Raw genomic sequence first — 22,420 nt, forward strand, 5'->3', positions numbered from 1 at the left:
AGCTTAAAACATGTATTGGAAGATTTTAGGTAATATGCAGCAACAGTAGAAGAACGTGCGCCAAAAATTTAATAATTTTATAGGGCTTATGCACTTAAATTTTTTGCAATATCAAGTGCAGCGTAAGTGAATATTGCACTTGCACCCGCACGTTTGAAACCAATCAAAGATTCATAAATCACCTTGTCATAATCTAGCCAGCCATTATTTGCAGCAGCTTTTATCATTGCGTACTCACCGCTTACTTGGTAAGCAAAAATCGGAAAATTAAACTTATCACTTGCTGTTTTGATAATATCCAAATATGGCATACCTGGTTTAATCATAATAAAATCTGCACCTTCATTTATATCCATTTCAATTTCGCACATTGCTTCGCGCGCATTTTTATAATCCATTTGATAACCACTTTTGTCTATAGAATGTGATAGCCCACATGAACCAACGACTTGCCTGAATGGAGCATAGAAGCTAGAGCAGTATTTCACTGCATAAGATAATATTAATACGTCTTGAAAGTTGTTATCATCTAATGATTTTCTGATTCTTCCTATTCTACCATCCATCATATCAGAAGGAGCAACTACATCACATCCTGATGCTGCTAAAGCAAGTGCTTGCTTACATAATATCGACACGGTTTCATCGTTTTCTACATCCATCTGATTATCTTTTAAAATGCCGTCATGGCCGTGAATAGTGTATGGATCCAATGCAATGTCTGCAATAATACCAATTTCAGGTACCTTTAATTTTACAGCACAAATTGCTCTGCAGATTAAGTTGTCAGAATTATATGCTTCCTCAGCGTTTTCAGATTTTAGTTTACTATCAACTACAGGAAAAATTGCAACAGCATTAATTCCTAAATCTTTAGCTTCCTTAACTATAGACACTAATCCATCTATTGAATAACACTTTACATCTGGTAAGCCAGAAATTGGTTCAGTTGTTTCTTCTCTGTCATGAACAAACAGAGGAAGAACCAGATCGTTTACTGATAAACTATTTTCACTTGTTAAATTGCGAACCCATTTGCTCGAGCGCCTGCGTCTTAATCTTGTATTTGGGAAATTAAACATTGGATCCAGGCAAATTCCCAGTAAAGAGCAACACCCCTGAAATGAGTATTACCCAAAGCACCGATATTGGTAGAAATACTTTCCAACCAAGGCGCATTAGCTGATCATATCGATAACGAGGTATTGTTGCTCTAATCCAAATAAATACGAATAAAAGTATAATTATCTTCAAAACGAACCAAATTAAACCTGGAATTTTATAAAGCAAACCAAGTTCTAACGGAGGATACCATCCTCCTAGAAAGAATATCGTCATCATAGCACTTGCTAGAATCATATTTGCATATTCTCCAAGAAAAAAGAGGGCAAAAGGCATGGATGAATATTCAACGTTATATCCAGAGACTAGCTCTGCTTCAGCTTCTGGTAAATCAAATGGGTGACGATTAGTTTCTGCAAGCAAAGAAATAAAAAATATTATTCCTATAGGCATTAGTAGTAAATCAACCCAAAATGGCATATTGTGTTTCGCTACCACCATCTCTCCAAGATTTAATGTTCCAGTGGTAATAACGACTGCAGCAACTATTAAGCCTATTGAAACTTCATATGAAATCATCTGAGCAGCCGACCGTATAGCACCAAGAAATGCATAATTAGAATTGCTTGACCAGCCTGCAATAATTACGCCGTATACTCCCAGCGACGATATAGCTAGCACGTAAAGCACTCCAACATTAATATTTGCTATAACCTTAGGAATAACTACTTGCTGGCCATTTTCTACAATTACTTCAGCACCAAACGGTATAACTGCCCAGGCAATTAATGCCAAGATAAAGGTAAGCATTGGAGCCATAATGAACAGTATGGTGCTCGCTCTAAATGGTATTATCGGCTCTTTAATCAGTAGCTTAATAGCATCTGCAAATGGCTGCAATAGCCCAAAAGGTCCAACTACACTCGGGCCGTGCCTCAGTTGAATTGCAGCAAGGACCTTACGCTCAAAGTATGTCAAATATGCAACTGAAAGTAGTAGCGGTACTAAAATAAATAAAATATTAACTAGCGTGTTCATAAAAAGCTTTAGTACAATCTGCCATTATTTTTGAAGCGCGACTTATTGAATCCGTCATATAAAAATTACACTCCTTTAAAGTAAAAGGTGTATTACTTAAGCTTATTTCACCACTGCTGATTGGTACCCATGTATTTTTTATCACTTGATCAGCATTTCTAAACTGTGGACCGATAGTATCTAATTTTTTTCTCACGTCAAATAAACTATCATATGGTAAGGAGAGATCCAAATATTGCGAGAGATTTTTAATAATTAACCAGTCCTCCTTTGCTTCACCTGGAGGAAATACAGCTAAATTTGTTCTTTGCACTCGACCTTCAGTGTTTACATAAGTTGCATATTTTTCTGTATATGCAGCACCAGGCAAGATAACATCTGCCACATGTGCACCCTTATCACCGTGATGACCTTGATAAATTACAAATGTGTTTTCTAACTTTGATGTGTCAATTTCATCTGCACCAAGAAGATAAACAACTTCTATTTCACCACTTTCTGCATGTTCCAATATTTGATTAATATCCCTTTCGCCTTTTTTAGGAACAAACCCAATATCTAGCCCACCAACTCTTGCTGCAGCTTTATGCAGCACATTAAAGCCATTCCAGTCATCTCTGACCATGTTAAATTCTTCTGCAATTTTGCCAGCTAGAATTAGAATTGATTCAGAATCGTCTCTTACTAATGCATCTTGACCGATAATCAGCATAGGGCTCTGAGCAGCACTCAGCAGCTTACAGAACTTATGATTTCCATTTGCTATTTCACTCAAAATATCAGGATTATCGCCCAATTTCTCAACATGATACAAATATTCAATGTTAGGACCAACACTTGCAACAGGAAAGTTGCCCTGTAAATATCTCTTTCTCAATCTTACGTTAATGATCGGTGCTTCTATCCTTGGGTTTGTATTTATAAGCAGACACAAATCCGCATTCTCTATACCTTCAATAGTGGTATTGAACACATACGATCCACGATTATTTGGTATAAGTTTTGCACCATCCTGCCTGCAATCTATATTTCCCGAGCCGAGCTTCTGCATCATTTCTTTAAGTAGAAGCATAGACTCACAATCTGCTAAATCACCTGCAATTGCAGCTATTTTATTTGATTTTGTATTCTTTAATTTCTTTGCAGCAACAGTTAATGCCTCATTCCAATCAACTGGGGCTAATTTACCATCTTTTTTTATATAAGGTCGATCAAGACGCTGAACTTTTAGTCCATCATAGGCAAAGCGGGTTTTATCTGATATCCATTCTTCATTTATTTCTTCGCTCAGCCTTGGCAATATTCGCATAACTTCCGGGCCACGATAATCAACTCTAATACTACTTCCCACAGCATCTAGTACATCTATAGTTTCGCAATGTGATAGCTCCCATGGACGCGCTGTAAAGGAGTAAGGCTTTGAAGTTAAAGCTCCTACCGGGCAGAGATCTATGATATTTCCGGATAATTCAGAACTAATATGCCTTTTTATGTAAGTGCTAATCTCTACATTTTCTCCCCTTCCGATTCCTCCAAGTTCATTTGTACCTGCAACATCAGACAAAAATCTAACACACCGAGTGCAATGAATGCATCGATTCATCGCGGTCTCAATCAGTGGTCCGAAGTGTTTTTTTGGCACAGCCCTCTTATGCTCATCAAGTCTGCTGGTTCCTTTCCCATAAGCCATCGTGATATCTTGCAAATCGCATTCACCACCCTGATCGCAAATTGGGCAATCAAGCGGGTGGTTAATTAGCAAAAACTCAAGCACACCTTCACGTGCTTTTTTAACCTTAGGGGTATCAGTGTGAATAACCATCCCTTCTGCAACTGGCATTGCACAAGAGGCTACTGGTTTTGGAGGTCCACCCTCCACTTCAACCAAACACATTCTGCAGTTACCAGCAATTGCTAAACGCTCATGATAACAAAAACGTGGAATTTCAACGCCCACGACTTCACAAGCTTGAATTATAGTGAGCCCATGCTCTACTTCACATTCCTTAGAATTAATAGTAACTTTAACCACAACTATTATACAGCTTCCCACTTTATAGGATTGCCGCTTACCTCATCTTCAACCAGATTGCCGTTGTCATATTGAGCAGACATATAATTCATGCGCGAATCACGATCTATATATCTAACAGGTTTTACCGGTTTATCTTTATACATTTTTTGCTCAGCTTTCTTACGCTGAGTAGGGTTATTTTTACTAGCTGTCTTTGCTTTCCCACCTGCTGCCATATAAACTCCTAAAAACTTTTCATTCTATTTTAACACTTAAGTATATAGCGTCAATATTTAATAACTTTAAAATTTCAATAGATCTCTTATTATAATCATTTTACAATCATTGTTTAAATAAAAAGTTACCCCTTGATGCCATTCCAGCGCATGACGCACAGCTGTACGAACATTGCAATTTGCAGGCAATTTGCGTGGCAGATTCAAGTAGCTGACACTGGTTTCCATCCAAAACAGCAGTAGCCCTTTTGGTGTCATTTCAGTGCTTGACACTGAAATCCAGGATTTTGATTGGATACTGAGTTGGTAAGCATAAAAGTATAGCTAACGCGAGCTCTACGTCATACCGCGATTTATTCGCGGTATCTCAAAGCATAGATCCCGCTGCGGGATGACGATTGTCGTTTAGCTATAAACATTAAGAAATTTACCAAACGAAAAAAAAGGCAAAAGAAGCCCTGGGGTTATTATCCGCTTTAAAATATTGGCGTTTTTTATGTTTTAAACGCTTGACAAGCAAGATTAAGCTGCTTTTAATTGCAACTAACTTACGCTGCAAATGTTTAAGAAATTTACTAAGCAGAAAAAAAGACAAAGAATCCCCGAGTTAGCTAGTCTTTTACTATCTCTGTCGAGTATTGGCATTTTTTGATGTCTTGTAACGCTTTATAAGCGCGTTCAGCTTATTTAGATAAAAATCTAGATGTAGATGAAGTTTTGTAAAGACATACAGTATCTATATACTGCAAAAAATTGAACATAAGACGCCGATACATTAAGTAATCCTTACCTTTTAATCTGCAGATTGGCGAAAGCAAATACAATAGCTTCAATTTTATGATAAGGGGGCTGGCGGAGTTTGTCAAGGAAGTTTTTTCGTTTCTAACGATTGTTAACATGCTGCAAAAAACTATGCAAGAGGTCTACCACTTTATTAGGTATTTGTGCAGTTATTGGTGTTATCAAGATACTCCCTAATCTTCTTCAAGTCCTCCCAGGCTAAACGTTTTTGTGCCGGTTGGCGAAGTAGGTAAGCTGGATGAAATATAGCGGCTGTGGTGATTGAATTGGACAAATATTGGTTAGTGTACGTATGAAATCTGCCACGCAAATTCGATATAGTTTTTGTGCTGTCAAGAAGGCTATAACATGCGATTCCCCCGACTAAAATTAGAATTTGCGGTGAAACCAGTGCAACATGCTTCTCAACAAATGGTCTGCACATATCAAGCTCTAGGTCGGTTGGCTTTCTATTGCCAGGTGGGCGCCAAAATACAGTATTGCTTATGTATACCTTAGTGCGATCAAGATTGATTGCATTTAACATTTTATCGAGCAACATTCCACTTGCACCACAAAATGGTATGCCTTGAAGGTCTTCATTTGCTCCTGGAGCTTCACCAACGAGCATAATTTTTGCATTTGGATTACCATCGGAAAAGACAGTATTAGTTGCAGTTTTTTTTATCTCACAACCTTCAAATGATTCAACTGCACTTCTTAATTCATCCACACTACCACATTTACCTGCAAGTTTCCTTGCTTCAATTATCCAATCACTTGGAAACATGTCTTTTCCATCTTTAGTGTCATTCCAGCGCATATCTGCATCTTTCTTCTTGGTCCCAGTTTGGATAACAGAGGGTTGTACACTCTCTTTGCTCTCCAATTTTTTTTCCTCTTCACCCTCCATTAGTGTGCAATCAACGCCCACTTCATGGTAAAATTTTAATAATTCTAGGTCTTTATTGCTCATAATGCTTTTTAACCTTTTGTGCTTTTTTCATGGCCATATCATACTTTAATTTAGATAAATGTCTAATATATAATATGCCGTTTAAGTGATCTAATTCATGCTGAATACACCTTGCAAGCCAACCACTAGCTTTTAGCGTCTGTTCTTCGTTATTTAAGTCTCTGTATTTCACAGTTAGATACTTTGGACGCTTAATTTCATGACTTTGCTCTGGAATTGAAAGGCATCCTTCCTTGAGAATTACTTGTTCATCGGATAATTCTGTAATCTCAGGATTAATCATGTAAAATTTGCCAGTTGAGCCATATCCTGCTGGCTCATTTTCAATCGTTTCTAGCTGAACATCCACAACAAAAATTCTCTTTAACACTCCAACTTGCACTGCAGCAAGGCCAAGACCTTCTGCATCATACATAGTTTCGAACATGTCGTTTACTAATTCTTTAATTTTATCGTTTATATCTGTTACTTCACTGGCACGTGTGATTAGTCTTTCATCAGGGGCAATTACAATTGGTAATATGGACATAAAAATTATAATTCTATGTTTTGCTTTTCCTTTTGTCCAGAATTTAGTGTATATTAAAATGTTGCTATATCTATAATAGAAATATAAATTATTAAAGAAAGCTACAATTTAAATGAAATTGCGTAATAAGGTTAACTAATGTACTCTGCAGTAATAGCAAAACCAAAGAGAAATGTTTTTGCTGTTTTAGACATAGGTACAACAAAAATTATCTGTCTAATCGTTAAGATAAATGGCAACTTCAGCTATAAAGTAACAGGAACGGGTTATAAGATTGCAGAAGGTGTAAACGGTGGATCAATAACTAATGTAAAACACGCAAATTACTCCATCTCATCAACTATAGGTTTAGCTGAACAAGTATCAGAAGAAACCATAGATCAGATATATGTGAACATTGCTGGATGTGGCATCTCATCTTTCAATGTACATAATGAAATTATTGCAGCTAACCATGAGATTTCTGAGCGTGATATAAGACGTGTAGTTTTTCAAACATTTGAGAAATATATTGAAGACAATGTTATCATTCACAATATACCACTAAAATATCACTTAGATGACATGACTGACATAAAAGAAGTTGGTGGATTGTACGGAAAAAGACTATCTGCTGATGTTAATGTTGTCACTGCTTCGCGTCCAGCGCTTACCAATATTGAAAACTGTATTACCAATAATGGTGGATTAAATATGGCAGGTTGTATTGCTTCTGCATATTCTGCAGGTCTTGCGTGTCTCAGTGGAGATGAAAAAGAGCTCGGGACTGCTATTGTTGATATAGGCGGTGGGTGCACTGCAATTGGAATTTTCAAAAGAGGGAAACTTGTGTATGCAAGCAGCGTTCCAATTGGTGGTGTTCATATCACTCGAGATATTGCTTACGGGCTATGCACAAGCATAGAACGTGCAGAGTATATAAAAATACTGTATGGCAGCACTATCGTAACTTCAATAGATGAGAATGAGTACATTACAATGCAAAACAACGAAAATGATGAACCTACTCAAGTATTCAAATCTGAGCTTATTAACATCATAAGACCAAGAGTTGAAGAAATACTTGAAATGGTAAGAGAGCAATTTCAAGAGCAGAAAGATCCAATTAATAAAGTAGTGATCACAGGTGGAACTAGTCAACTCACAAGCATGAAGGAAATTGCAGGCTATATATTCAATAAGCAAGTTCGAATTGGGTGCCCTGAGTCTTGTAGCGGTCTTGATGGCGAATATGATAAAAATCCTGTATTTTCTGCTGCTATAGGCTCTATAAAGCTAATAGTTGACACTTTTTATAAAAATAATTCTGGTATTTTAGGTCAGGATGGTAAAATGAGTAAATTGTATAATTGGGTTAAATCAAAAGTTACAGTCTAGATTTCTGTTTTACCACCTTTCATACAAATGACTTGACACTAGGATCCATAGGACTTATTTTTATAATATGTAAAATTATTATGTTTATGTACTTGCGAGTAAGCGTACCAATTACAATAAGACATGGAAAATATGAACATAACTATACACTCACAAGAAGATTTTGAATTTATGCGCAAGGCTGGCAGGCTTGCTGCTGAAACTCTTGATTTCATTGCACCGTACGTAAAGGTAGGGGTGACAACTAATGAGTTAAATGATCTATGTCATGATTTTATAATTAATGCAGGTGCAATTCCAGCACCACTAAACTATAGGGGGTATCCAAAATCGATTTGCACTTCAAAAAATGCAGTTGTGTGCCATGGTGTTCCCGATAATAAACCACTTAAAGATGGAGATATTTTAAATATTGATGTCACGGTGATTTTAAATGGCTGGCATGGTGATACAAGTCGCATGTTTTGGGTTGGCAAGCCATCAATAAAAGCAAAACGCTTGTGTGACGCTACTTATCATGCATTGATGGAAGCAATCAAACAAGTTAAGCCCGGCAATAAGTTAAATGAAATAGGGCTTGCTATAGAGAAATATATTAGAGATTTTGGATATTCTATCGTACGCAGCTACTGCGGACATGGTATAGGAAAAGTCTTTCATGCTCCACCAAATGTAGTGCATTTCTATGATCAAGATGAAAATCTCGTCTTGAAGGAAGGTATGTTCTTTACAATAGAGCCAATGATTAATGCTGGAAAACATGAGACTCTGCTCAGTAAACTCGATGATTGGACAGTGACAACACGCGATCTTTCACTTTCTGCTCAATTTGAACATACGCTCGGAGTAACAAAAGATGGTGCTGAAATATTCACATTATCACCTAAGAATTGGCATTTCCCACCTTATAATTAGATTTTTTTAAATTCTGCTATACTGCAACTATACTTGGTTTACTTTGGGTAATTTTGAAGAAAGCTCACCCTTAATTTGCGATATAGCAACTAGCCCAATTAATGCACAGAAAATCATGTAAAAACTAGCTGAAGTCTCTTGTCCTGTAACCTTGATAATTGTTGTGCATATAAATGGTGCAAGGCCGCCAAAAAATCCAGCAGCTATATTTCTTGATAAACCAAATCCACTGTACCGAACCTTTGTTGGAAATAATTCGCACATAAGTGCACTGACAGGACCAAGCGATGCAGCTATTGGAATTATAAAAAGAATGTGTGCCAGCAAGTAATTGCCACTACATAACATTGAAAAAACTGGATAACTTACTATTACAAAAGCTATAAATGCAAATTTCATAACTTTTTCTCTTCCTACCTTATCAGAAAGTATAGCAAATAATATTGTCAATCCTCCGAGCGCAATTTGACTCAGTATTTCCACTATATGATTAAAATGAGTATTTACTGTTAATATTTTATTCGTAAGCACATTGAAAAATACCAAATATATATAGAGAGACGCATTTTCAACCAAGTCAATACCTATTGATATTAGAACAGGCTTTTTGTAATTGTTTAATAACTCTTTTAGTGGCAATTTAGACGGATTTTTTTGTCTTTTATACTCTGGGCTTTCATCAAGTATATATCTCATATATATGCTAATTAATCCCATTGCTAAACTGAAAATGAAAGGTAATCTCCACCCCCAAGATTCAAAATCAGATACTTTTTTGCATATGAGTACCGCTATCAGGCTTAATATTGAACCAAGAATTGCACTTAATACCTCAATGCTGCCAAAAAATCCTTTTTTGTTTTTAGGAGCATGTTCTATTAAAAATGGTGCATTTCCTGCTTCTCCTCCAAGAGATATACCCTGCAATAATCTTAAACACACTACCAGCATTGACGCTAGTATTCCAATGCTTTGATAACCTGGAACAAAAGCAATTAATACGGTTGATAAAGTCATTAATATAATCGAGAGCAATAAGGCAACTCTTCTGCCATGTTTATCACCAATGTGACCAAATATAGCAGCACCGACTGGTCTCATTAAGAAACCCACTGCAAACACTCCAAAAGCCTTCAATACGCTGGTTAGTTGATCATCCGATGGAAAAAACACACCACCTATTATGTTTATTAAGTGGCCAAAAAGCATGTGGTCATACCACAATAAAGTGTTACAAATCAAACTTGAAAATATTACTTTTGTTATTTGCTGCATAATTTCCCTATAGCCTGTTTGATCTTATATATAAAAAAAAATGTGAACGTTATGTGAATATTATATTAACAATATTAAACCTTGATTTTAATATTATTGCTCATATATTCCGATAAGATACCATATTTTGGCAAGAAAATCTATGTACATAAATAAAATTGATGTGAAGAGTAGAGTAGAGTAGGATATCTACACCAACTGTACTTAAATTTTTTGATATGACACACACTCCAGTTTTGTTAAAAGAGATGCTATCACTACTATCACCGCAGGATGGTGGCATATACGTGGACGCCACATTTGGAGCTGGAGGGTATAGCAAAGCAATATTGGAGTCAGCTGATTGCAAAGTATATGCAATTGATAGAGATGAAACGGTAACTAAGTTTTATGATGATTTAAGCGTTAGATATCCAGATAGAATAAAACTATTCATTGAGAAGTTTAGTAATATTAAAAGTATACTAAGCAGCGTTGAGCCATCTCCTGTCATCCCAGTACTTGATACTGGAAAAAATAACTGGTCACGCGCTGGAATGACATCAAACGGGGTGGATGGAGTGGTCTTTGACATCGGAGTTTCATCTATGCAGCTTGATAACGGAGATAGAGGGTTCTCATTTTTACATGATGGTCCACTCGATATGAGCATGGATAACTCTTCTTATATAAACGCTTCAACGTTTGTTAACGCTTTACGCGAAGAAGAAATCGCAAATACTATATATAACTACGGAGGCGAACGTCATTCTCGCAAAATTGCAAGAGCAATAATAAATGCACGGAAGAAGAAAACTATCAAAACTACATTTGAGCTTGCGGATATTGTACGTTCCGTGGTATTTCGTGGAAAAAGCAAAATTGATCCTGCAACCAGAACATTTCAGGCAATCAGAATATGGGTAAACGATGAGCTGGGAGAACTTGAAAAGGGTATTAAAGCTGCATCTGAGATTTTAAGTGAGAATGGCAAATTAATTGTCGTCACCTTTCATTCCTTAGAAGATCGTATAGTCAAAACTTTTTTTAAAGATTTATGTGCTACTGATTGCAAGACATTCTCTCTGCTAAATAAAAAAGTGATCGAAGCAAGTATAGAAGAAGTAAGTGCAAATCCGCGTTCACGCTCAGCAAAACTAAGAGCTATACAGAGGTTGTCGTGAGAACTTTCTGCATCATCTCAATAGTTATGTTTTTTCTTAGCATTGTAGGACTATTTAAGGTAAAATTACATGTTCAGTCGTTAAATAGAGAGCTAATAAAAATAAAAAGTGAAATTAATTTAGTACAAAGTGATATAAAAGTTTTACAAGCAGAGTGGAGCTATTTGAATAATCCAAAAAGACTTGCAAGCCTTGTAAAGAAATACCTGAAAAATAACTCTTTAATACTGGCTAGCCAGGTTAAAAATCTTGACTCTTTAAATGGCCGCAGTGTGTTAGCACAACTTAAAACCCAGAGTTAAATTGGTTATACTAAGCTTTATCTTTTACAGATAAGCACACCACAATAAACCTTACTTTAGTATGAAATTGCTTGCGTAAGATTTTGGCAGCCTCTTAACATTTTTTGGCATTTCAATTACGTATTTAACGTTGCGTTTTTTTGCGTAGAATACTGCTTTTTCAAGAGAATCAAACTTTAATACAATCTGTTTTTTTGGATCTTTTGAGCCAACCCACCCCATTAAAGGTTCAATGTAGTAAGAGCCAGATTCAATTTTCAGGTGCCAGAAATTTGTATTACCTAAACCAGATTGTGTTGCAGTTCTTGTTGGTCTATAAATCCTAAAAACTACTTTATCGTCAATGCCCATAGTTCTTGTTAAATAAGCTTAAATATATATCTAAATAAATCCTTTCACAAACAATTAGTATGAAAGAATGAAGTTTGAAATAAATATTTTTATGTTATATTATTATTAAATTATATTAAAAGGATTAGCTGAATAGGAGTAACCGATGACGCAACAGGAAATAGTAACAATTAATGCAGAGTTACGTGATATAACAAAAACAAAAGCGATGCATTCTCTAAGGAAGAAAGGAAACATCCCTGGAATCATATATGGAAAGGGCCATGATAATGTAAATTTGACATTGTCTGCAAAGGAATTCACAAAGCAATATAAGTCAGGCTCTCTTTCTGCACATTTGATAGAGCTGAATATTTCGGGCAAAAAGGAATATGTTCTTGTTCGCGATATCCAATTGCATGTAGTAAAGGATACTGTGCAACATGTTGATTTTCAGTTTGTTGATAAAGGCAGTGAAATTAAAATAGACATACCTCTATCATTTGTGAATGAAAGTAAAGCTCCAGGAATCAAATTAGGTGGAGTGCTTAATGTTTTGTGTCGTTCTATTGCTGTTAAATGCTCTCCTGATAAAATACCTCAGGTTATTGAAGTTGATTTATCCGGTAAAATGATTGGCCAGTCTATACATATTAATGATGTAAAATTACCAGAAGGTGTTAAGTTTGTAGCTCATGAAGAAGAAAATTTTACCATTGTTACAATTTCTGCTGCCAATAGTGACGTTGAAGAACCTCAAGCAGAAACAGAGGAATAGTGCACCTGATAGTTGGGCTTGGTAATCCTGGCAGTCAATATGAGCTAACTCATCATAATATCGGCTTCATCACCGTTGATGCAATCTGCAAATATTGGGGTTTTCAGTTGTTCTCTAAAAAAGCCGATTATCTGATAACCTCTGGCATGATTAATGATAATAAAATCATGTTAATAAAGCCTTATTCATTTATGAATAATTCAGGCATCCCTGTTGCAAAAATACGAAACTTTTACAAATTATCGCTAGATAATATCGTTGTCATACATGATGACGCTGATTTGGAACTTGGAAGAATAAAAGTAAAGAAAGGTGGTAGTTCTGCTGGACATAATGGACTTAAATCCATAGATAGTTTTATTGGCAACGATTATTGGCGCTTGAGATTTGGAGTGGGTAGACCTGAAGATCAAAGAAGCTTAGCAGATTATGTGTTATCAAAATTTTCAAATTTTGATAATGTTACTCCCTTAGTGGAAAAAATAGCAAAAAATATACACTTAATGCTGCAAGGAGATAATACAGCTTTTATCAATTTGATTGTATAATATTACGAAACACAGGGAATGTATGGTCCCAGAGTGTGATGGTGTGGATTTAGTATGAACAATTCAGGAGATTTTGTCCACTGTAAAGATATAAACTCAAAAGGTGTAAGACCCTTAAGAGTTTTGAGTCTTTTAGCATAATTGTAGGCCATAACAAAGTCATAAAGATGCTCTTTGAGTTGCTGGTGAGACTGATAGTAATACTTCTTAACAGTGGCATTCTTTAAAGTTTTGTTCATACGCTCAACTTGCCCATTTGTCCAAGGATGGCTAACTTTTGTTAGACGGTGTTCAATGTCATTTTCTTCACAAGCTCTATCAAATATATGTTGAAAAGCGTATTTATGGCGTTTTTGGTTGGTAAATTGTATACTGTTATCTGTCAAAATAGTGTGGATTTTATATGGTAAAATTTTAATCAAATTACGTAGAAACTCAGCAGCTATAGGTTTTATAGCACTTTTATGCAACTCAACATACGTAAATTTGGATGTTCTATCTATTGCAACAAACAAATATAACTTTCCTTCTTCTGTTCTGACTTCTGCAATATCAATATGGAAATAGCCTATAGGATATTGTTTGAATTTCTTTTTTGGTTTAACTTCGCCATCAACATCTGGTAGTCTGCTAATGCTGTGCCTCTGTAAGCAACGATGTAGACTAGAGCGAGTCAAGTGTGGGATTGAGGTTTGCAAAGCGTAGAGACAATCATCTAATGGCAATAGAGTATGCTTACGAAATGCAACAATTACAGCCTCCTCTTCTAAAGTTAAAACAGTTGATCTTGCATGCTTCGGACCCATATCAGCGTCTTTGGCAAAAGACCGTTTTCTCCATTTAATGATAGTTTTTGGATTAAGGTTATAGTATAGCTCTTCTCATAATAATCCAAATAAGGTAAGATATGGATTTATGGTAGTGGGGTTTGTATGCCAGCAGCGTATAGTTATGACTTAAGGAAAAAAGCAATGGAAGCATTGGATGAGGGAGAAAGTAGAGCAACTGTTGCCAAGAGATTTAAAATTGGAAAAACGACTTTATATGAGTGGCAGAAAAGGCGTGAGGAAACAGGAGATTTTCAGTCAAAAAAGCCTGGAAGCGTAGGATATAACCATAAAATTACCGACTGGAATGTCTTCACCGAATTTGCAAAAAACCATGGCGGCAAAACTCAGTCAGAGATGGCTAAACTCTGGGGCAATATCAGTCGACAAACGATTCACCGCGCACTTAAAAATATTGGCTTTACAAGAAAAAAAGACCTACGGATATAAAGAAAGAAATGAAGAAAAGCGAGCTCAATTTGCAAAGGTTATAGCAACAAAATATCCTGAAAATCTTGTATATATTGACGAATCTGGGATAGACAATACAGAAGACTACCCATACGGATATTGCAGAAAAGGAGAGAGGTTTCATTCACTAAAATCAGGTAAAAAAACTCAGCGTGTCAGTATGATTGCAGCTCTAAATAAAAAGAAAATCATTGCTCCATTGACCTTTGAGGGATACTGCAACAAGGATGTTTTTGAGGCTTGGTTTGAGCAGTTTTTGACTCCAATTTTAAGGTCTGGCCAAACTGTAATTCTTGATAACGCTGCTTTCCATAAATCTAAAAAAATCGATGATCTTGCTAAAGGAGTAGGTGCTGAAATTCTTTATCTTCCTCCATATTCTCCAGACTTTAACGAAATTGAGCATCATTGGTTTGCTATAAAGAACAGAGCTAGAAAAAATATCCCTATTTTTCAGTCTTTCCGTCAAGCTGTTGATTCTGCTTTTTTATGATTTGTTCTGACTATTATAAGAAGAGCTATACCTGGAGAGTTTTGCTATGCTCTCTTTACTATTTTGTATTGCTCTACGAATTGTCTCTGTTGTTTTGGCGCACCCATGTAATATTTGTCCCATAATTCCTCCTTTGATGGTATTGTTTTCTCATATTTTATCATACCATCACACTCTGGGACCATACATCCCCCCCTCCCCCCCTAATTCCTATATCAAACCTTTCTTTACTAGATTATATAGTCAATATAAAAAGCCATATAAAATTGCTTCCACTGCTGCCATGAGGAAATTGCTTATTCTTGCTAACTCTTTAGTCAGAGATGACAGGGTTTTTACTGAGGAATATAACTCTCTGTCTGTTTCTATCTAAGAGCCAGCATAGCTGTGGATAAGCACGTTTATACAGATAAAAGTACTTATCCACAGCTACATCAATTTTTCTATTGACTTCTAAGAGCCTGTTCATAATCTTTTCAGAAGTAAGGCAGTGAAAGCCAGAACGACCATTTGTAGGCTAGTATTGAGTTTTCGCTCACAATTTTTCCACAATCTTCTACATTTTTCTAACCAAGCAAAAGATCGCTCCACAACCCATCTTTTGGGCAATACAACAAAGGAATGTAATTCATTTCTTTTTATCACTTCAACGGTTGCACCAATAATCGTTTTTATTTGAGTTGCAAAATTCTCTCCAGTATAGCCTGCATCAACCAGTACATTTTTAACTCCCGAGAGGTTTTCTTTTGCATTTTCTACCATTCTCACAGCACTGCTACGGTCAGTTATCTCTGCTGTTGTTATATAAATTGCATGGGGCAAACCTTGCGTATCTACTGCAATATGGCGTTTTATTCCTGAAATCTTTTTGCCTGCATCATAGCCTTTTTCTTCAGCAGTATCTGCATTTTTTACACTCTGTGCATCAATTATGCAGAAGCTGGTTTTTTCTTTCCGACCATTGTTTTGTCGGACCACGCCAACTATTTTTTTTTAACACCAGCTCCAGAACACTTTCTTTATCTGCATCTGGTTTTTCACTCCACTTCTTAAAATAGTCGTAACAATTGCGCCATTTTGGAAACTCTTTTGGTAGCATTCTCCACTGACAACCGCTTTTCAGAACGTATAACACTCCACAAAATACATCATACAAATCAAGTTTTCTTGGTTTTGTTTTTTTTCTACAGGACTCTAGATCTGGTAACATAATCTCAAATCTTTCCCGACTTATATCACTTGGGTATAAACTCCTCATATATCCTAACTTATATACATTATCTCTTAGTTTATTCCTTTCTTGAGATCATGTACAGGTTCTAAGAAACTCCCTCAACTAGTTCATCTTTTTTTACCAAAATATAACCAAGTTCTCTAGCCCTTTTTCCTAGGTTTTTCAATGCTTTTTCCTTGTATAGTTTGTTATAATAATCTATTCCTCTTTCCACATATTCTTGTCCAAACTTCAGCATACTATAAAAGATACATGCTATTTTCCTTGCTGTAGCAGTAATTGCTTTTGGTGCTCCTAGGTGCTTTTTTAATCTTCTGCAATATGCACCCATTCCACTGTTGCTTTTTGATACACAGTGAGCAGCCATTCTAAAAGCATCTGTAGCACGATTCATAACCTTGCGAGTTCTTGTGCTAAATACTTTTTCTCCTGTAATTTTGTTAGATGGGCTTAGCCCCAGCCATGAAGTAAAATGCTTTTCTGTTGGCCATTTATTAGGGTTTATGCCAGTCTCTGAGATTATTGTTTGTATGGTCACTACATCAAGTCCTGGAACTTTTGTAAAATCCATACCTGTTATTCTATGCAGTTCTTCATGTATAGCAAAATCTGGCCTGTGTTTTGTAGACCTGTTTTTTATTTTATTACATAACTCTTTTTCACCAGACTTTGTCTCAAATGTTTTATAATGTTCTTCGATGCTTCTATCACATTCTGCTATTTTTTCCTGATAAACATTGTATAGTTCAAATTCTTGCTTTAATGCAAATAAATGTTCTTCTCTATAGTCACCTTTTAATGCTTTTGCTATAGTAGCTCCATCATTCTTCATATTTGAACTTCTAAATTCAGCTAGCTTTTCAGGATCTCTTTCACCTTCTAGTATTGCCTTAATAATTTTCATTCCAGCAACACCTGTAATATTGCTTATAGCTTTATGTAATTGGACATTCATTTGTACTAATGCTTTTTGCATACGCAAAGTATGTGTTGAAGCATTTTCAATTAAGTTTTTACGTTGCCGAACATAACTACGTAATACGCACATCTGATCATCTGGCCTAAATGACCCTTGAAGTAATCCATAGCTGTGTAACTGTTGAAGCCACTGACAATCCTGAACGTCTGATTTCCTTCCAGGTACATTTCTTACATGTCTTGCGTTTACCAGTTTTACTTCAAATCCGTGTGATTCAAGTACTTGAAACAAAGGAATCCAGTACACTCCCGTTGACTCCATGGCTATTGTATTAACTTTACATTTTTTCAACCATTTTGCTATGTTGTAGAGATCTTCTGTGAAACACCCGAATTTTTGAACACTGTGCTTATCTCTTCCTTCAGGTACACATATATAATGTACAGATGAGCCAATGTCTATTCCTGCCGCATCAGGATTCATTATCTCTAATTTGCTTTTTACTTTTGCCATTTTGGAACCTCCACTCTATAATAATTTATAGTTGAGAAGCGCTTCAGCTTGGGACGGTTAGATTATACAATCTTCTACGCGGGGTAGTCATAATTAGACTCCACCAATGATTTGACCGTTCCACCCAAAACCATGCTTTTACACGGGCACTTAAGGCACCATTGTCAATCTCGGCTATAACTGCAGAAGCGCTTCCATGCGAAATTATATTCAAAAAATACAAAATAAAGAGTTTCTTTATCTTTTGACAGATTTTATCTGTCTGAGCTTTTAACACAACTGCTGAACAGATACATTCGTCATCCCGCTACGTGTTAGCGGCCAAGATACCGCGGCGGTATGACGTGGGAAACCTGACTTGCATTAGCTATAAAATAGTGATTTATATAAATCCCATAGCATGCCGAATGAAGCGTTTTTTGAGGAAATTTGAATTTTCAACTGCAATCAAGCCAAGATTTCTTAGTGCTTTAGCGCAGAATATTCTGTTGGAAAACATCCTATTTAATCCATCAGTTGCAAGCGCCATTGTAAAATTATCAAAGTATCTGTTACGTGAAATTTTCTTTAATAAATAACTACTGCCAACATCAGTACCAGCCGCTTTTGCAGCAACTACGTGCTTTATAACACTTTCTACATCTCTAATTCCAAGATTAAGCCCTTGACCTGCAACTGGATGAATTGAATGTGCTGCATCGCCGATAAGCAAAACTCTACCCTTATATAACTTTTTTGCAAAAGCAAAACTTAAAGGATAAAGTTTTCTTTCACCCTCTAATTTTATCTCTCCTAAATAAGAACCAAATCTTTTTTTAAGCTCTATAATAAATTCTTCTTCAGACAGATCCATTAGCATTTTTGAAATTTCAGATTTTTCTGTCCAAACTATCGAAGAAGTATAGCCACCCTTCATCGGTAGAATTGCAAATGGACCGCCAGGGAAAAAACGCTCCACAGCTAAGTTTTGGTGATGCAGTTCATGCTTTACATTAAATACTATGCTACTTTGTTTATAGTCAAATTTCACTGTCGGTATAGAAAATAACTCTGGTAATTTAGAGTTTTTGCCTTCAGCGCAGATAAGTAGCGATGATATTAATTCCTGGTTATTATCAAGAATCACTTCCACATATCCTGAATCACAAGCAATTGTTTTATAGGAATGTGGAGAGTATATATTCAGTTTATTTAGAAAATTATTGTTGATTGCATTCCATATAGTAGCATTGTTGATAACATAACCCATTGGCTCTTCGCTAACCATTTTATGATTGTAATGCACAGTAATTGGGCTATCTCCATCTAATACGCATATATCAAGTATAGGTTCAGCTTCACTCTCCACAAACTGCCAAATCCCTAACTTTTCCAATATTTTTTTCGAGCCTTGAGAAACAGCAAATGCTCGATTGTCATCAATTACACGTGGTAGACTATTTTTTTCAATCACAGCTACAGAGTCACAACTGAGGCCAATTGCAGTAATAAGACCAAGCAACCCACCACCTGAAATGATTACATCATAATTCATTTTATTTATCTAAAATTATATTCTATCTATTTTAAAAATAGTTTAAACAAACTTTATATATAAATTAAATTTTTTAGATCCCAGTGTCAGCTACTTGGATGACATCTAAAGACACTCCACCTTGTCATTTCAGCACGTATAGCTCTTCTCATAATAATCCAAATAAGGTAAGATATGGATTTATGGTAGTGGGGTTTGTATGCCAGCAGCGTATAGTTATGACTTAAGGAAAAAAGCAATGGAAGCATTGGATGAGGGAGAAAGTAGAGCAACTGTTGCCAAGAGATTTAAAATTGGAAAAACGACTTTATATGAGTGGCAGAAAAGGCGTGAGGAAACAGGAGATTTTCAGTCAAAAAAGCCTGGAAGCGTAGGATATAACCATAAAATTACCGACTGGAATGTCTTCACCGAATTTGCAAAAAACCATGGCGGCAAAACTCAGTCAGAGATGGCTAAACTCTGGGGCAATATCAGTCGACAAACGATTCACCGCGCACTTAAAAATATTGGCTTTACAAGAAAAAAAGACCTACGGATATAAAGAAAGAAATGAAGAAAAGCGAGCTCAATTTGCAAAGGTTATAGCAACAAAATATCCTGAAAATCTTGTATATATTGACGAATCTGGGATAGACAATACAGAAGACTACCCATACGGATATTGCAGAAAAGGAGAGAGGTTTCATTCACTAAAATCAGGTAAAAAAACTCAGCGTGTCAGTATGATTGCAGCTCTAAATAAAAAGAAAATCATTGCTCCATTGACCTTTGAGGGATACTGCAACAAGGATGTTTTTGAGGCTTGGTTTGAGCAGTTTTTGACTCCAATTTTAAGGTCTGGCCAAACTGTAATTCTTGATAACGCTGCTTTCCATAAATCTAAAAAAATCGATGATCTTGCTAAAGGAGTAGGTGCTGAAATTCTTTATCTTCCTCCATATTCTCCAGACTTTAACGAAATTGAGCATCATTGGTTTGCTATAAAGAACAGAGCTAGAAAAAATATCCCTATTTTTCAGTCTTTCCGTCAAGCTGTTGATTCTGCTTTTTTATGATTTGTTCTGACTATTATGAGAAGAGCTATAACGAACAACTGTACGAACATTTTGCGAAGGCAGTATGTTAAATGCTATGGCCGGTTTTGCCTCAAACATAAAGGTGTCATCCCAGTGCTTGACACTGGGATCCATTCTTCTTTTTTTCTGGATTCCAGCGTCACGCGCTGGAATGACAAAAGCTGCTAATTTTTCATGTAAATAATGGTTATGCAAGCAGTCTATTTTGTAACTAACAAAAGAGGACTTTGATTCGCATGTTTCTCACGCTTATTCTATTGTTTAACTATACTTTGAGCAATGTCTTCATAAATCTCTGCCAAATCCTCACTTAGCATTAAAGGATTTCCGCAATCAGAAGCATGGCATATTTGTGGATCTAGAGGAACTCTGCCTAGAAGTTTGATGCCCAGCTCCTCAGACATTTTTTTTGCACCGTCTTTTCCAAATATGTATATTTTTGAGCCGCTTTGAATGAAATAACTCATATTTTCTACAATGCCAATAACCGGTACGCTGAGCTTTGTAAACATATCATAAATTTTGCGAGCATCGATTAAAGAGAGCTCCTGTGGAGTTGAAACTATTATCGCCCCAGTTAAGTTAAAATTTTCCATAAGACTTAAATGCACATCGCCAGTTCCAGGTGGTGTATCAATTATCAAATACTCTATATCGGACCATTTTGTTCCCATTAGCAGACTATAAAGTGCTTTTGTAATCATAGGTCCGCGCCATATTGCTGCACGATCTTTATCGATAAAATAGCCAATTGAAATAGTATGCAGTCCATACTTTTCTATAGGCATTGCTTTACTATCCTGTATTTCTGGCTTTAATTTTTCAGCGCCAAGCATTTTAGGAATTGAAGGACCATATATATCTGCATCAACCAGCGCAACTTTATGTTTCAACTTTGCTAATGAGAGAGCAAGATTTAGCGCAACTGTGGACTTGCCCACACCGCCTTTACCAGAGGCTACAACGATTATATTTTTCACTCCTTCGATATGTAATTTAGCTTTTTGTTGCCCAGTTTGTTTTTGACCAGTAGCAACCACGGTCACTTTTGTCACCCCCGGTATAGCTTTAACAGCTTGCTCACAATTTTTTCTTAATTCTTCATTTGCTTGCGTGTTACCGGCAACTTCAAGCACAAAACCAACATCTTGACCTTTAATAATAATTGAGGATATTATGCCAAGAGCGATCACATCTTTACCGCTTTTTTGCTCTATGACTTTTTTTAAGTTCTCTCTTACAATTTCTTTGTTGATCATTAGACCTCTGTTGTTTGATACGCCAGGAAGGGTATCATTGCGACAATGTTACACGAAATAAATTCAAAAACCAACAAGCCTTTTAGGCAATTTCTTCCTGAAGTTGTTCAATTTTAGCTTGAGGAAGGCTGGTTGTCTGAGAGATAATATCAATAGAGATGCCAGCTTTAAGTAAGTTTTTTGCAACTTCAATTTTTCCTTCAATCTTTCCTTCAATTCTACTTTCCATGATGCAGGATAAATTATCATCCTCACGTTTCTTATCTTGATCATAAGTAAAACGCTCTTCTTCACTCCAATTATATTGATTCAACTCATTATAAGCCTTGCCAATAATTACATCACTTCCTACCACTTTTTTTAGATCCTCTTCACTAGTTTCACTTGCATACTGTTGTCTAAGTGAAGAAGGTCGCCCCTCCTCACTCGACTTCAAAACCGTACGTGAGACTTTGTGCCTCATACGGCTTCTCTCTAATTTGGTGCTTGTCATGCACACCTCCTGTGTAATTCATCGTGACAATGTCCATGTAACAAAGATAAGTTTTTGATCATATTGTTTCGTCTATTCCGGTTTTTGTGATGTATTTCTATTGTATCATCACTTTTAAACCATAGTCTACAATTATCACATTTACTTTGTTGTAACTTCAATAGTTTTATTACTCTTGATGGCTTATCTGGTATTTTTCTCAGACGTTTACCCCAATAAACCCAATCACCATCATATGGAGATCTGGTTTTTTGCACTTTGATATGTCGTTTAAT

24 protein-coding genes and 1 pseudogene are annotated in these 22,420 nt (G+C 36.1%); 9 read left to right on the forward strand and 16 right to left on the reverse strand.

Going from position 1 to position 22,420, the window contains the following annotated elements:
* Positions 1 to 86 precede the first annotated feature (86 nt).
* The 7 genes from hemB to def form a co-directional block, all read right to left on the reverse strand.
* Entirely contained in the window at positions 87 to 1,082 is a 996-nt protein-coding gene (gene hemB, locus OPR28_RS02605; RefSeq protein ID WP_015588802.1) for a porphobilinogen synthase, read from the reverse strand.
* Positions 1,075 to 2,100, reverse strand: a complete 1,026-nt coding sequence (gene nuoH, locus OPR28_RS02610; RefSeq protein ID WP_015588803.1) for an NADH-quinone oxidoreductase subunit NuoH — start codon at positions 2,098 to 2,100, stop codon at positions 1,075 to 1,077. Before nuoH ends, hemB begins: the two co-directional genes overlap by 8 nt.
* The gene (nuoG, locus tag OPR28_RS02615) at positions 2,084 to 4,132 is read right to left on the reverse strand and encodes an NADH-quinone oxidoreductase subunit NuoG (RefSeq protein ID WP_458694393.1); all 2,049 of its coding nucleotides are present in this window, start codon (positions 4,130 to 4,132) and stop codon (positions 2,084 to 2,086) included. The genes nuoH and nuoG overlap by 17 nt, the downstream gene beginning before the upstream one ends.
* A 5-nt stretch (positions 4,133 to 4,137) precedes the next feature.
* Positions 4,138 to 4,350, reverse strand: a complete 213-nt coding sequence (locus OPR28_RS02620; protein WP_006279675.1) for a hypothetical protein — start codon at positions 4,348 to 4,350, stop codon at positions 4,138 to 4,140.
* A 66-nt stretch (positions 4,351 to 4,416) separates the two neighbouring features.
* Positions 4,417 to 4,623, reverse strand: coding sequence for a hypothetical protein (locus tag OPR28_RS02625; RefSeq protein WP_038250894.1), 207 nt, complete (start codon positions 4,621 to 4,623; stop codon positions 4,417 to 4,419).
* A gap of 661 nt (positions 4,624 to 5,284) precedes the next feature.
* Complete coding sequence (locus OPR28_RS02630; protein ID WP_209473207.1) at positions 5,285 to 6,106, reverse strand: uracil-DNA glycosylase; 822 nt, start codon at positions 6,104 to 6,106, stop codon at positions 5,285 to 5,287.
* On the reverse strand, positions 6,096 to 6,635 hold the full coding sequence (def, locus tag OPR28_RS02635; protein WP_265023450.1) for a peptide deformylase: 540 nt from the start codon (positions 6,633 to 6,635) through the stop codon (positions 6,096 to 6,098). The genes OPR28_RS02630 and def overlap by 11 nt, the downstream gene beginning before the upstream one ends.
* Positions 6,636 to 6,773: 138 nt before the next feature.
* On the opposite strand from def, the gene ftsA reads away from it, so the two are divergent.
* Both ftsA and map read left to right on the forward strand, forming a co-directional pair.
* Positions 6,774 to 8,012, forward strand: coding sequence for a cell division protein FtsA (ftsA, locus tag OPR28_RS02640; protein WP_010962406.1), 1,239 nt, complete (start codon positions 6,774 to 6,776; stop codon positions 8,010 to 8,012).
* Positions 8,013 to 8,144: 132 nt separating this feature from the next.
* Positions 8,145 to 8,927, forward strand: coding sequence for a type I methionyl aminopeptidase (gene map, locus OPR28_RS02645; protein ID WP_006279681.1), 783 nt, complete (start codon positions 8,145 to 8,147; stop codon positions 8,925 to 8,927).
* 27 nt (positions 8,928 to 8,954) lie between these two features.
* On the opposite strand, the gene OPR28_RS02650 is transcribed toward map, so the two are convergent.
* Positions 8,955 to 10,202, reverse strand: a complete 1,248-nt coding sequence (locus OPR28_RS02650) for an MFS transporter (protein ID WP_264705539.1) — start codon at positions 10,200 to 10,202, stop codon at positions 8,955 to 8,957.
* Positions 10,203 to 10,420: 218 nt separating this feature from the next.
* Here OPR28_RS02650 and rsmH point away from each other — a divergent pair, with 218 nt between their 5' ends.
* Both rsmH and ftsL read left to right on the forward strand, forming a co-directional pair.
* Positions 10,421 to 11,365, forward strand: coding sequence for a 16S rRNA (cytosine(1402)-N(4))-methyltransferase RsmH (gene rsmH, locus OPR28_RS02655; RefSeq protein WP_006279684.1), 945 nt, complete (start codon positions 10,421 to 10,423; stop codon positions 11,363 to 11,365).
* Positions 11,362 to 11,667 carry a cell division protein FtsL gene (gene ftsL / locus OPR28_RS02660; RefSeq protein WP_265023451.1) on the forward strand — a complete coding sequence of 102 codons (306 nt, stop codon included), beginning with the start codon at positions 11,362 to 11,364 and terminating at the stop codon, positions 11,665 to 11,667. The genes rsmH and ftsL overlap by 4 nt, the downstream gene beginning before the upstream one ends.
* 51 nt (positions 11,668 to 11,718) lie before the next feature.
* Here ftsL and OPR28_RS02665 read toward each other — a convergent pair whose 3' ends face one another.
* Positions 11,719 to 12,018 carry an NADH dehydrogenase ubiquinone Fe-S protein 4 gene (locus OPR28_RS02665; protein ID WP_155968823.1) on the reverse strand — a complete coding sequence of 100 codons (300 nt, stop codon included), beginning with the start codon at positions 12,016 to 12,018 and terminating at the stop codon, positions 11,719 to 11,721.
* A 145-nt stretch (positions 12,019 to 12,163) separates the two neighbouring features.
* Between OPR28_RS02665 and OPR28_RS02670 the strand changes: the two genes are divergently transcribed.
* A complete protein-coding gene (locus OPR28_RS02670; protein WP_265023452.1) occupies positions 12,164 to 12,775 on the forward strand; it encodes a 50S ribosomal protein L25/general stress protein Ctc in 612 nt (203 codons plus the stop codon).
* Positions 12,775 to 13,323 carry an aminoacyl-tRNA hydrolase gene (gene pth / locus OPR28_RS02675; RefSeq protein WP_006280288.1) on the forward strand — a complete coding sequence of 183 codons (549 nt, stop codon included), beginning with the start codon at positions 12,775 to 12,777 and terminating at the stop codon, positions 13,321 to 13,323. The genes OPR28_RS02670 and pth overlap by 1 nt, the downstream gene beginning before the upstream one ends.
* A 2-nt stretch (positions 13,324 to 13,325) precedes the next feature.
* Here the strand turns inward: pth and OPR28_RS02680 are convergent.
* Positions 13,326 to 14,192 (reverse strand): annotated as a pseudogene (locus tag OPR28_RS02680) (IS481-like element ISWpi4 family transposase); the annotation flags it as partial.
* A 63-nt stretch (positions 14,193 to 14,255) separates the two neighbouring features.
* Between OPR28_RS02680 and OPR28_RS02685 the strand changes: the two are divergent.
* Positions 14,256 to 15,114 (forward strand): IS630 family transposase gene (locus tag OPR28_RS02685; protein ID WP_265023237.1). Its coding sequence is split into 2 segments (ribosomal slippage): positions 14,256 to 14,581 and positions 14,580 to 15,114, totalling 861 coding nucleotides; the frame shifts between segments, so codons are not numbered across the junction.
* A 44-nt stretch (positions 15,115 to 15,158) separates the two neighbouring features.
* On the opposite strand, the gene OPR28_RS06945 is transcribed toward OPR28_RS02685, so the two are convergent.
* The 4 genes from OPR28_RS06945 to ubiH all read right to left on the reverse strand — a co-directional run bounded on the left by OPR28_RS06945 (position 15,159) and on the right by ubiH (position 19,314).
* The gene (locus tag OPR28_RS06945) at positions 15,159 to 15,299 is read right to left on the reverse strand and encodes a hypothetical protein (protein WP_007548293.1); all 141 of its coding nucleotides are present in this window, start codon (positions 15,297 to 15,299) and stop codon (positions 15,159 to 15,161) included.
* A 280-nt stretch (positions 15,300 to 15,579) separates the two neighbouring features.
* Positions 15,580 to 16,372, reverse strand: a protein-coding gene (locus OPR28_RS02695) for an IS5 family transposase (RefSeq protein ID WP_265023453.1) whose coding sequence is annotated in 2 segments (ribosomal slippage) — positions 15,580 to 16,107 and positions 16,109 to 16,372 — 792 coding nt in all. Because the reading frame shifts where the segments join, the coding sequence is not laid out codon by codon here.
* A gap of 61 nt (positions 16,373 to 16,433) precedes the next feature.
* Positions 16,434 to 17,780 (reverse strand): IS110 family RNA-guided transposase, encoded by a 1,347-nt coding sequence (locus OPR28_RS02700; protein ID WP_265023454.1) that lies wholly within the window; start codon positions 17,778 to 17,780, stop codon positions 16,434 to 16,436.
* Positions 17,781 to 18,162: 382 nt separating this feature from the next.
* Entirely contained in the window at positions 18,163 to 19,314 is a 1,152-nt protein-coding gene (gene ubiH / locus OPR28_RS02705; RefSeq protein WP_265023455.1) for a 2-octaprenyl-6-methoxyphenyl hydroxylase, read from the reverse strand.
* 199 nt (positions 19,315 to 19,513) lie between these two features.
* Between ubiH and OPR28_RS02710 the strand changes: the two genes are divergently transcribed.
* Both OPR28_RS02710 and OPR28_RS02715 read left to right on the forward strand, forming a co-directional pair.
* Positions 19,514 to 20,372, forward strand: a protein-coding gene (locus OPR28_RS02710) for an IS630 family transposase (protein ID WP_265023237.1) whose coding sequence is annotated in 2 segments (ribosomal slippage) — positions 19,514 to 19,839 and positions 19,838 to 20,372 — 861 coding nt in all. Because the reading frame shifts where the segments join, the coding sequence is not laid out codon by codon here.
* A gap of 64 nt (positions 20,373 to 20,436) precedes the next feature.
* Complete coding sequence (locus tag OPR28_RS02715; protein WP_265023456.1) at positions 20,437 to 20,577, forward strand: hypothetical protein; 141 nt, start codon at positions 20,437 to 20,439, stop codon at positions 20,575 to 20,577.
* Between the two features lie 70 nt (positions 20,578 to 20,647).
* Here OPR28_RS02715 and OPR28_RS02720 read toward each other — a convergent pair whose 3' ends face one another.
* A complete protein-coding gene (locus tag OPR28_RS02720) occupies positions 20,648 to 21,652 on the reverse strand; it encodes an Mrp/NBP35 family ATP-binding protein (RefSeq protein ID WP_265023457.1) in 1,005 nt (334 codons plus the stop codon).
* A gap of 82 nt (positions 21,653 to 21,734) precedes the next feature.
* Positions 21,735 to 22,145, reverse strand: a complete 411-nt coding sequence (locus OPR28_RS02725) for a hypothetical protein (RefSeq protein ID WP_265023458.1) — start codon at positions 22,143 to 22,145, stop codon at positions 21,735 to 21,737.
* Between the last annotated feature and the right edge of the window lie 275 nt (positions 22,146 to 22,420).

It is taken from the genome of Wolbachia endosymbiont (group A) of Epistrophe grossularia (genome assembly GCF_947251435.1).
Classification (GTDB): Bacteria; Pseudomonadota; Alphaproteobacteria; order Rickettsiales; family Anaplasmataceae; genus Wolbachia; species Wolbachia pipientis.

Bases quoted from the DNA above. Each gene is read 5' to 3' on its own strand.
- OPR28_RS02620 (WP_006279675.1), bottom strand. From the start codon at position 4,350: ATGGCAGCAGGTGGGAAAGCAAAGACAGCTAGTAAAAATAACCCTACT.
- hemB (WP_015588802.1), bottom strand. From the start codon at position 1,082: ATGTTTAATTTCCCAAATACAAGATTAAGACGCAGGCGCTCGAGCAAA.
- nuoH (WP_015588803.1), bottom strand. From the start codon at position 2,100: ATGAACACGCTAGTTAATATTTTATTTATTTTAGTACCGCTACTACTT.
- OPR28_RS02665 (WP_155968823.1), bottom strand. From the start codon at position 12,018: ATGGGCATTGACGATAAAGTAGTTTTTAGGATTTATAGACCAACAAGA.
- OPR28_RS02725 (WP_265023458.1), bottom strand. From the start codon at position 22,145: ATGACAAGCACCAAATTAGAGAGAAGCCGTATGAGGCACAAAGTCTCA.
- OPR28_RS02715 (WP_265023456.1), top strand. From the start codon at position 20,437: ATGTTAAATGCTATGGCCGGTTTTGCCTCAAACATAAAGGTGTCATCC.
- OPR28_RS02720 (WP_265023457.1), bottom strand. From the start codon at position 21,652: ATGATCAACAAAGAAATTGTAAGAGAGAACTTAAAAAAAGTCATAGAG.
- OPR28_RS02700 (WP_265023454.1), bottom strand. From the start codon at position 17,780: ATGGCAAAAGTAAAAAGCAAATTAGAGATAATGAATCCTGATGCGGCA.
- map (WP_006279681.1), top strand. From the start codon at position 8,145: ATGAACATAACTATACACTCACAAGAAGATTTTGAATTTATGCGCAAG.
- def (WP_265023450.1), bottom strand. From the start codon at position 6,635: ATGTCCATATTACCAATTGTAATTGCCCCTGATGAAAGACTAATCACA.
- rsmH (WP_006279684.1), top strand. From the start codon at position 10,421: ATGACACACACTCCAGTTTTGTTAAAAGAGATGCTATCACTACTATCA.
- OPR28_RS02650 (WP_264705539.1), bottom strand. From the start codon at position 10,202: ATGCAGCAAATAACAAAAGTAATATTTTCAAGTTTGATTTGTAACACT.
- OPR28_RS02630 (WP_209473207.1), bottom strand. From the start codon at position 6,106: ATGAGCAATAAAGACCTAGAATTATTAAAATTTTACCATGAAGTGGGC.
- ftsA (WP_010962406.1), top strand. From the start codon at position 6,774: ATGTACTCTGCAGTAATAGCAAAACCAAAGAGAAATGTTTTTGCTGTT.
- OPR28_RS02670 (WP_265023452.1), top strand. From the start codon at position 12,164: ATGACGCAACAGGAAATAGTAACAATTAATGCAGAGTTACGTGATATA.
- OPR28_RS06945 (WP_007548293.1), bottom strand. From the start codon at position 15,299: ATGGTCCCAGAGTGTGATGGTATGATAAAATATGAGAAAACAATACCA.
- ubiH (WP_265023455.1), bottom strand. From the start codon at position 19,314: ATGAATTATGATGTAATCATTTCAGGTGGTGGGTTGCTTGGTCTTATT.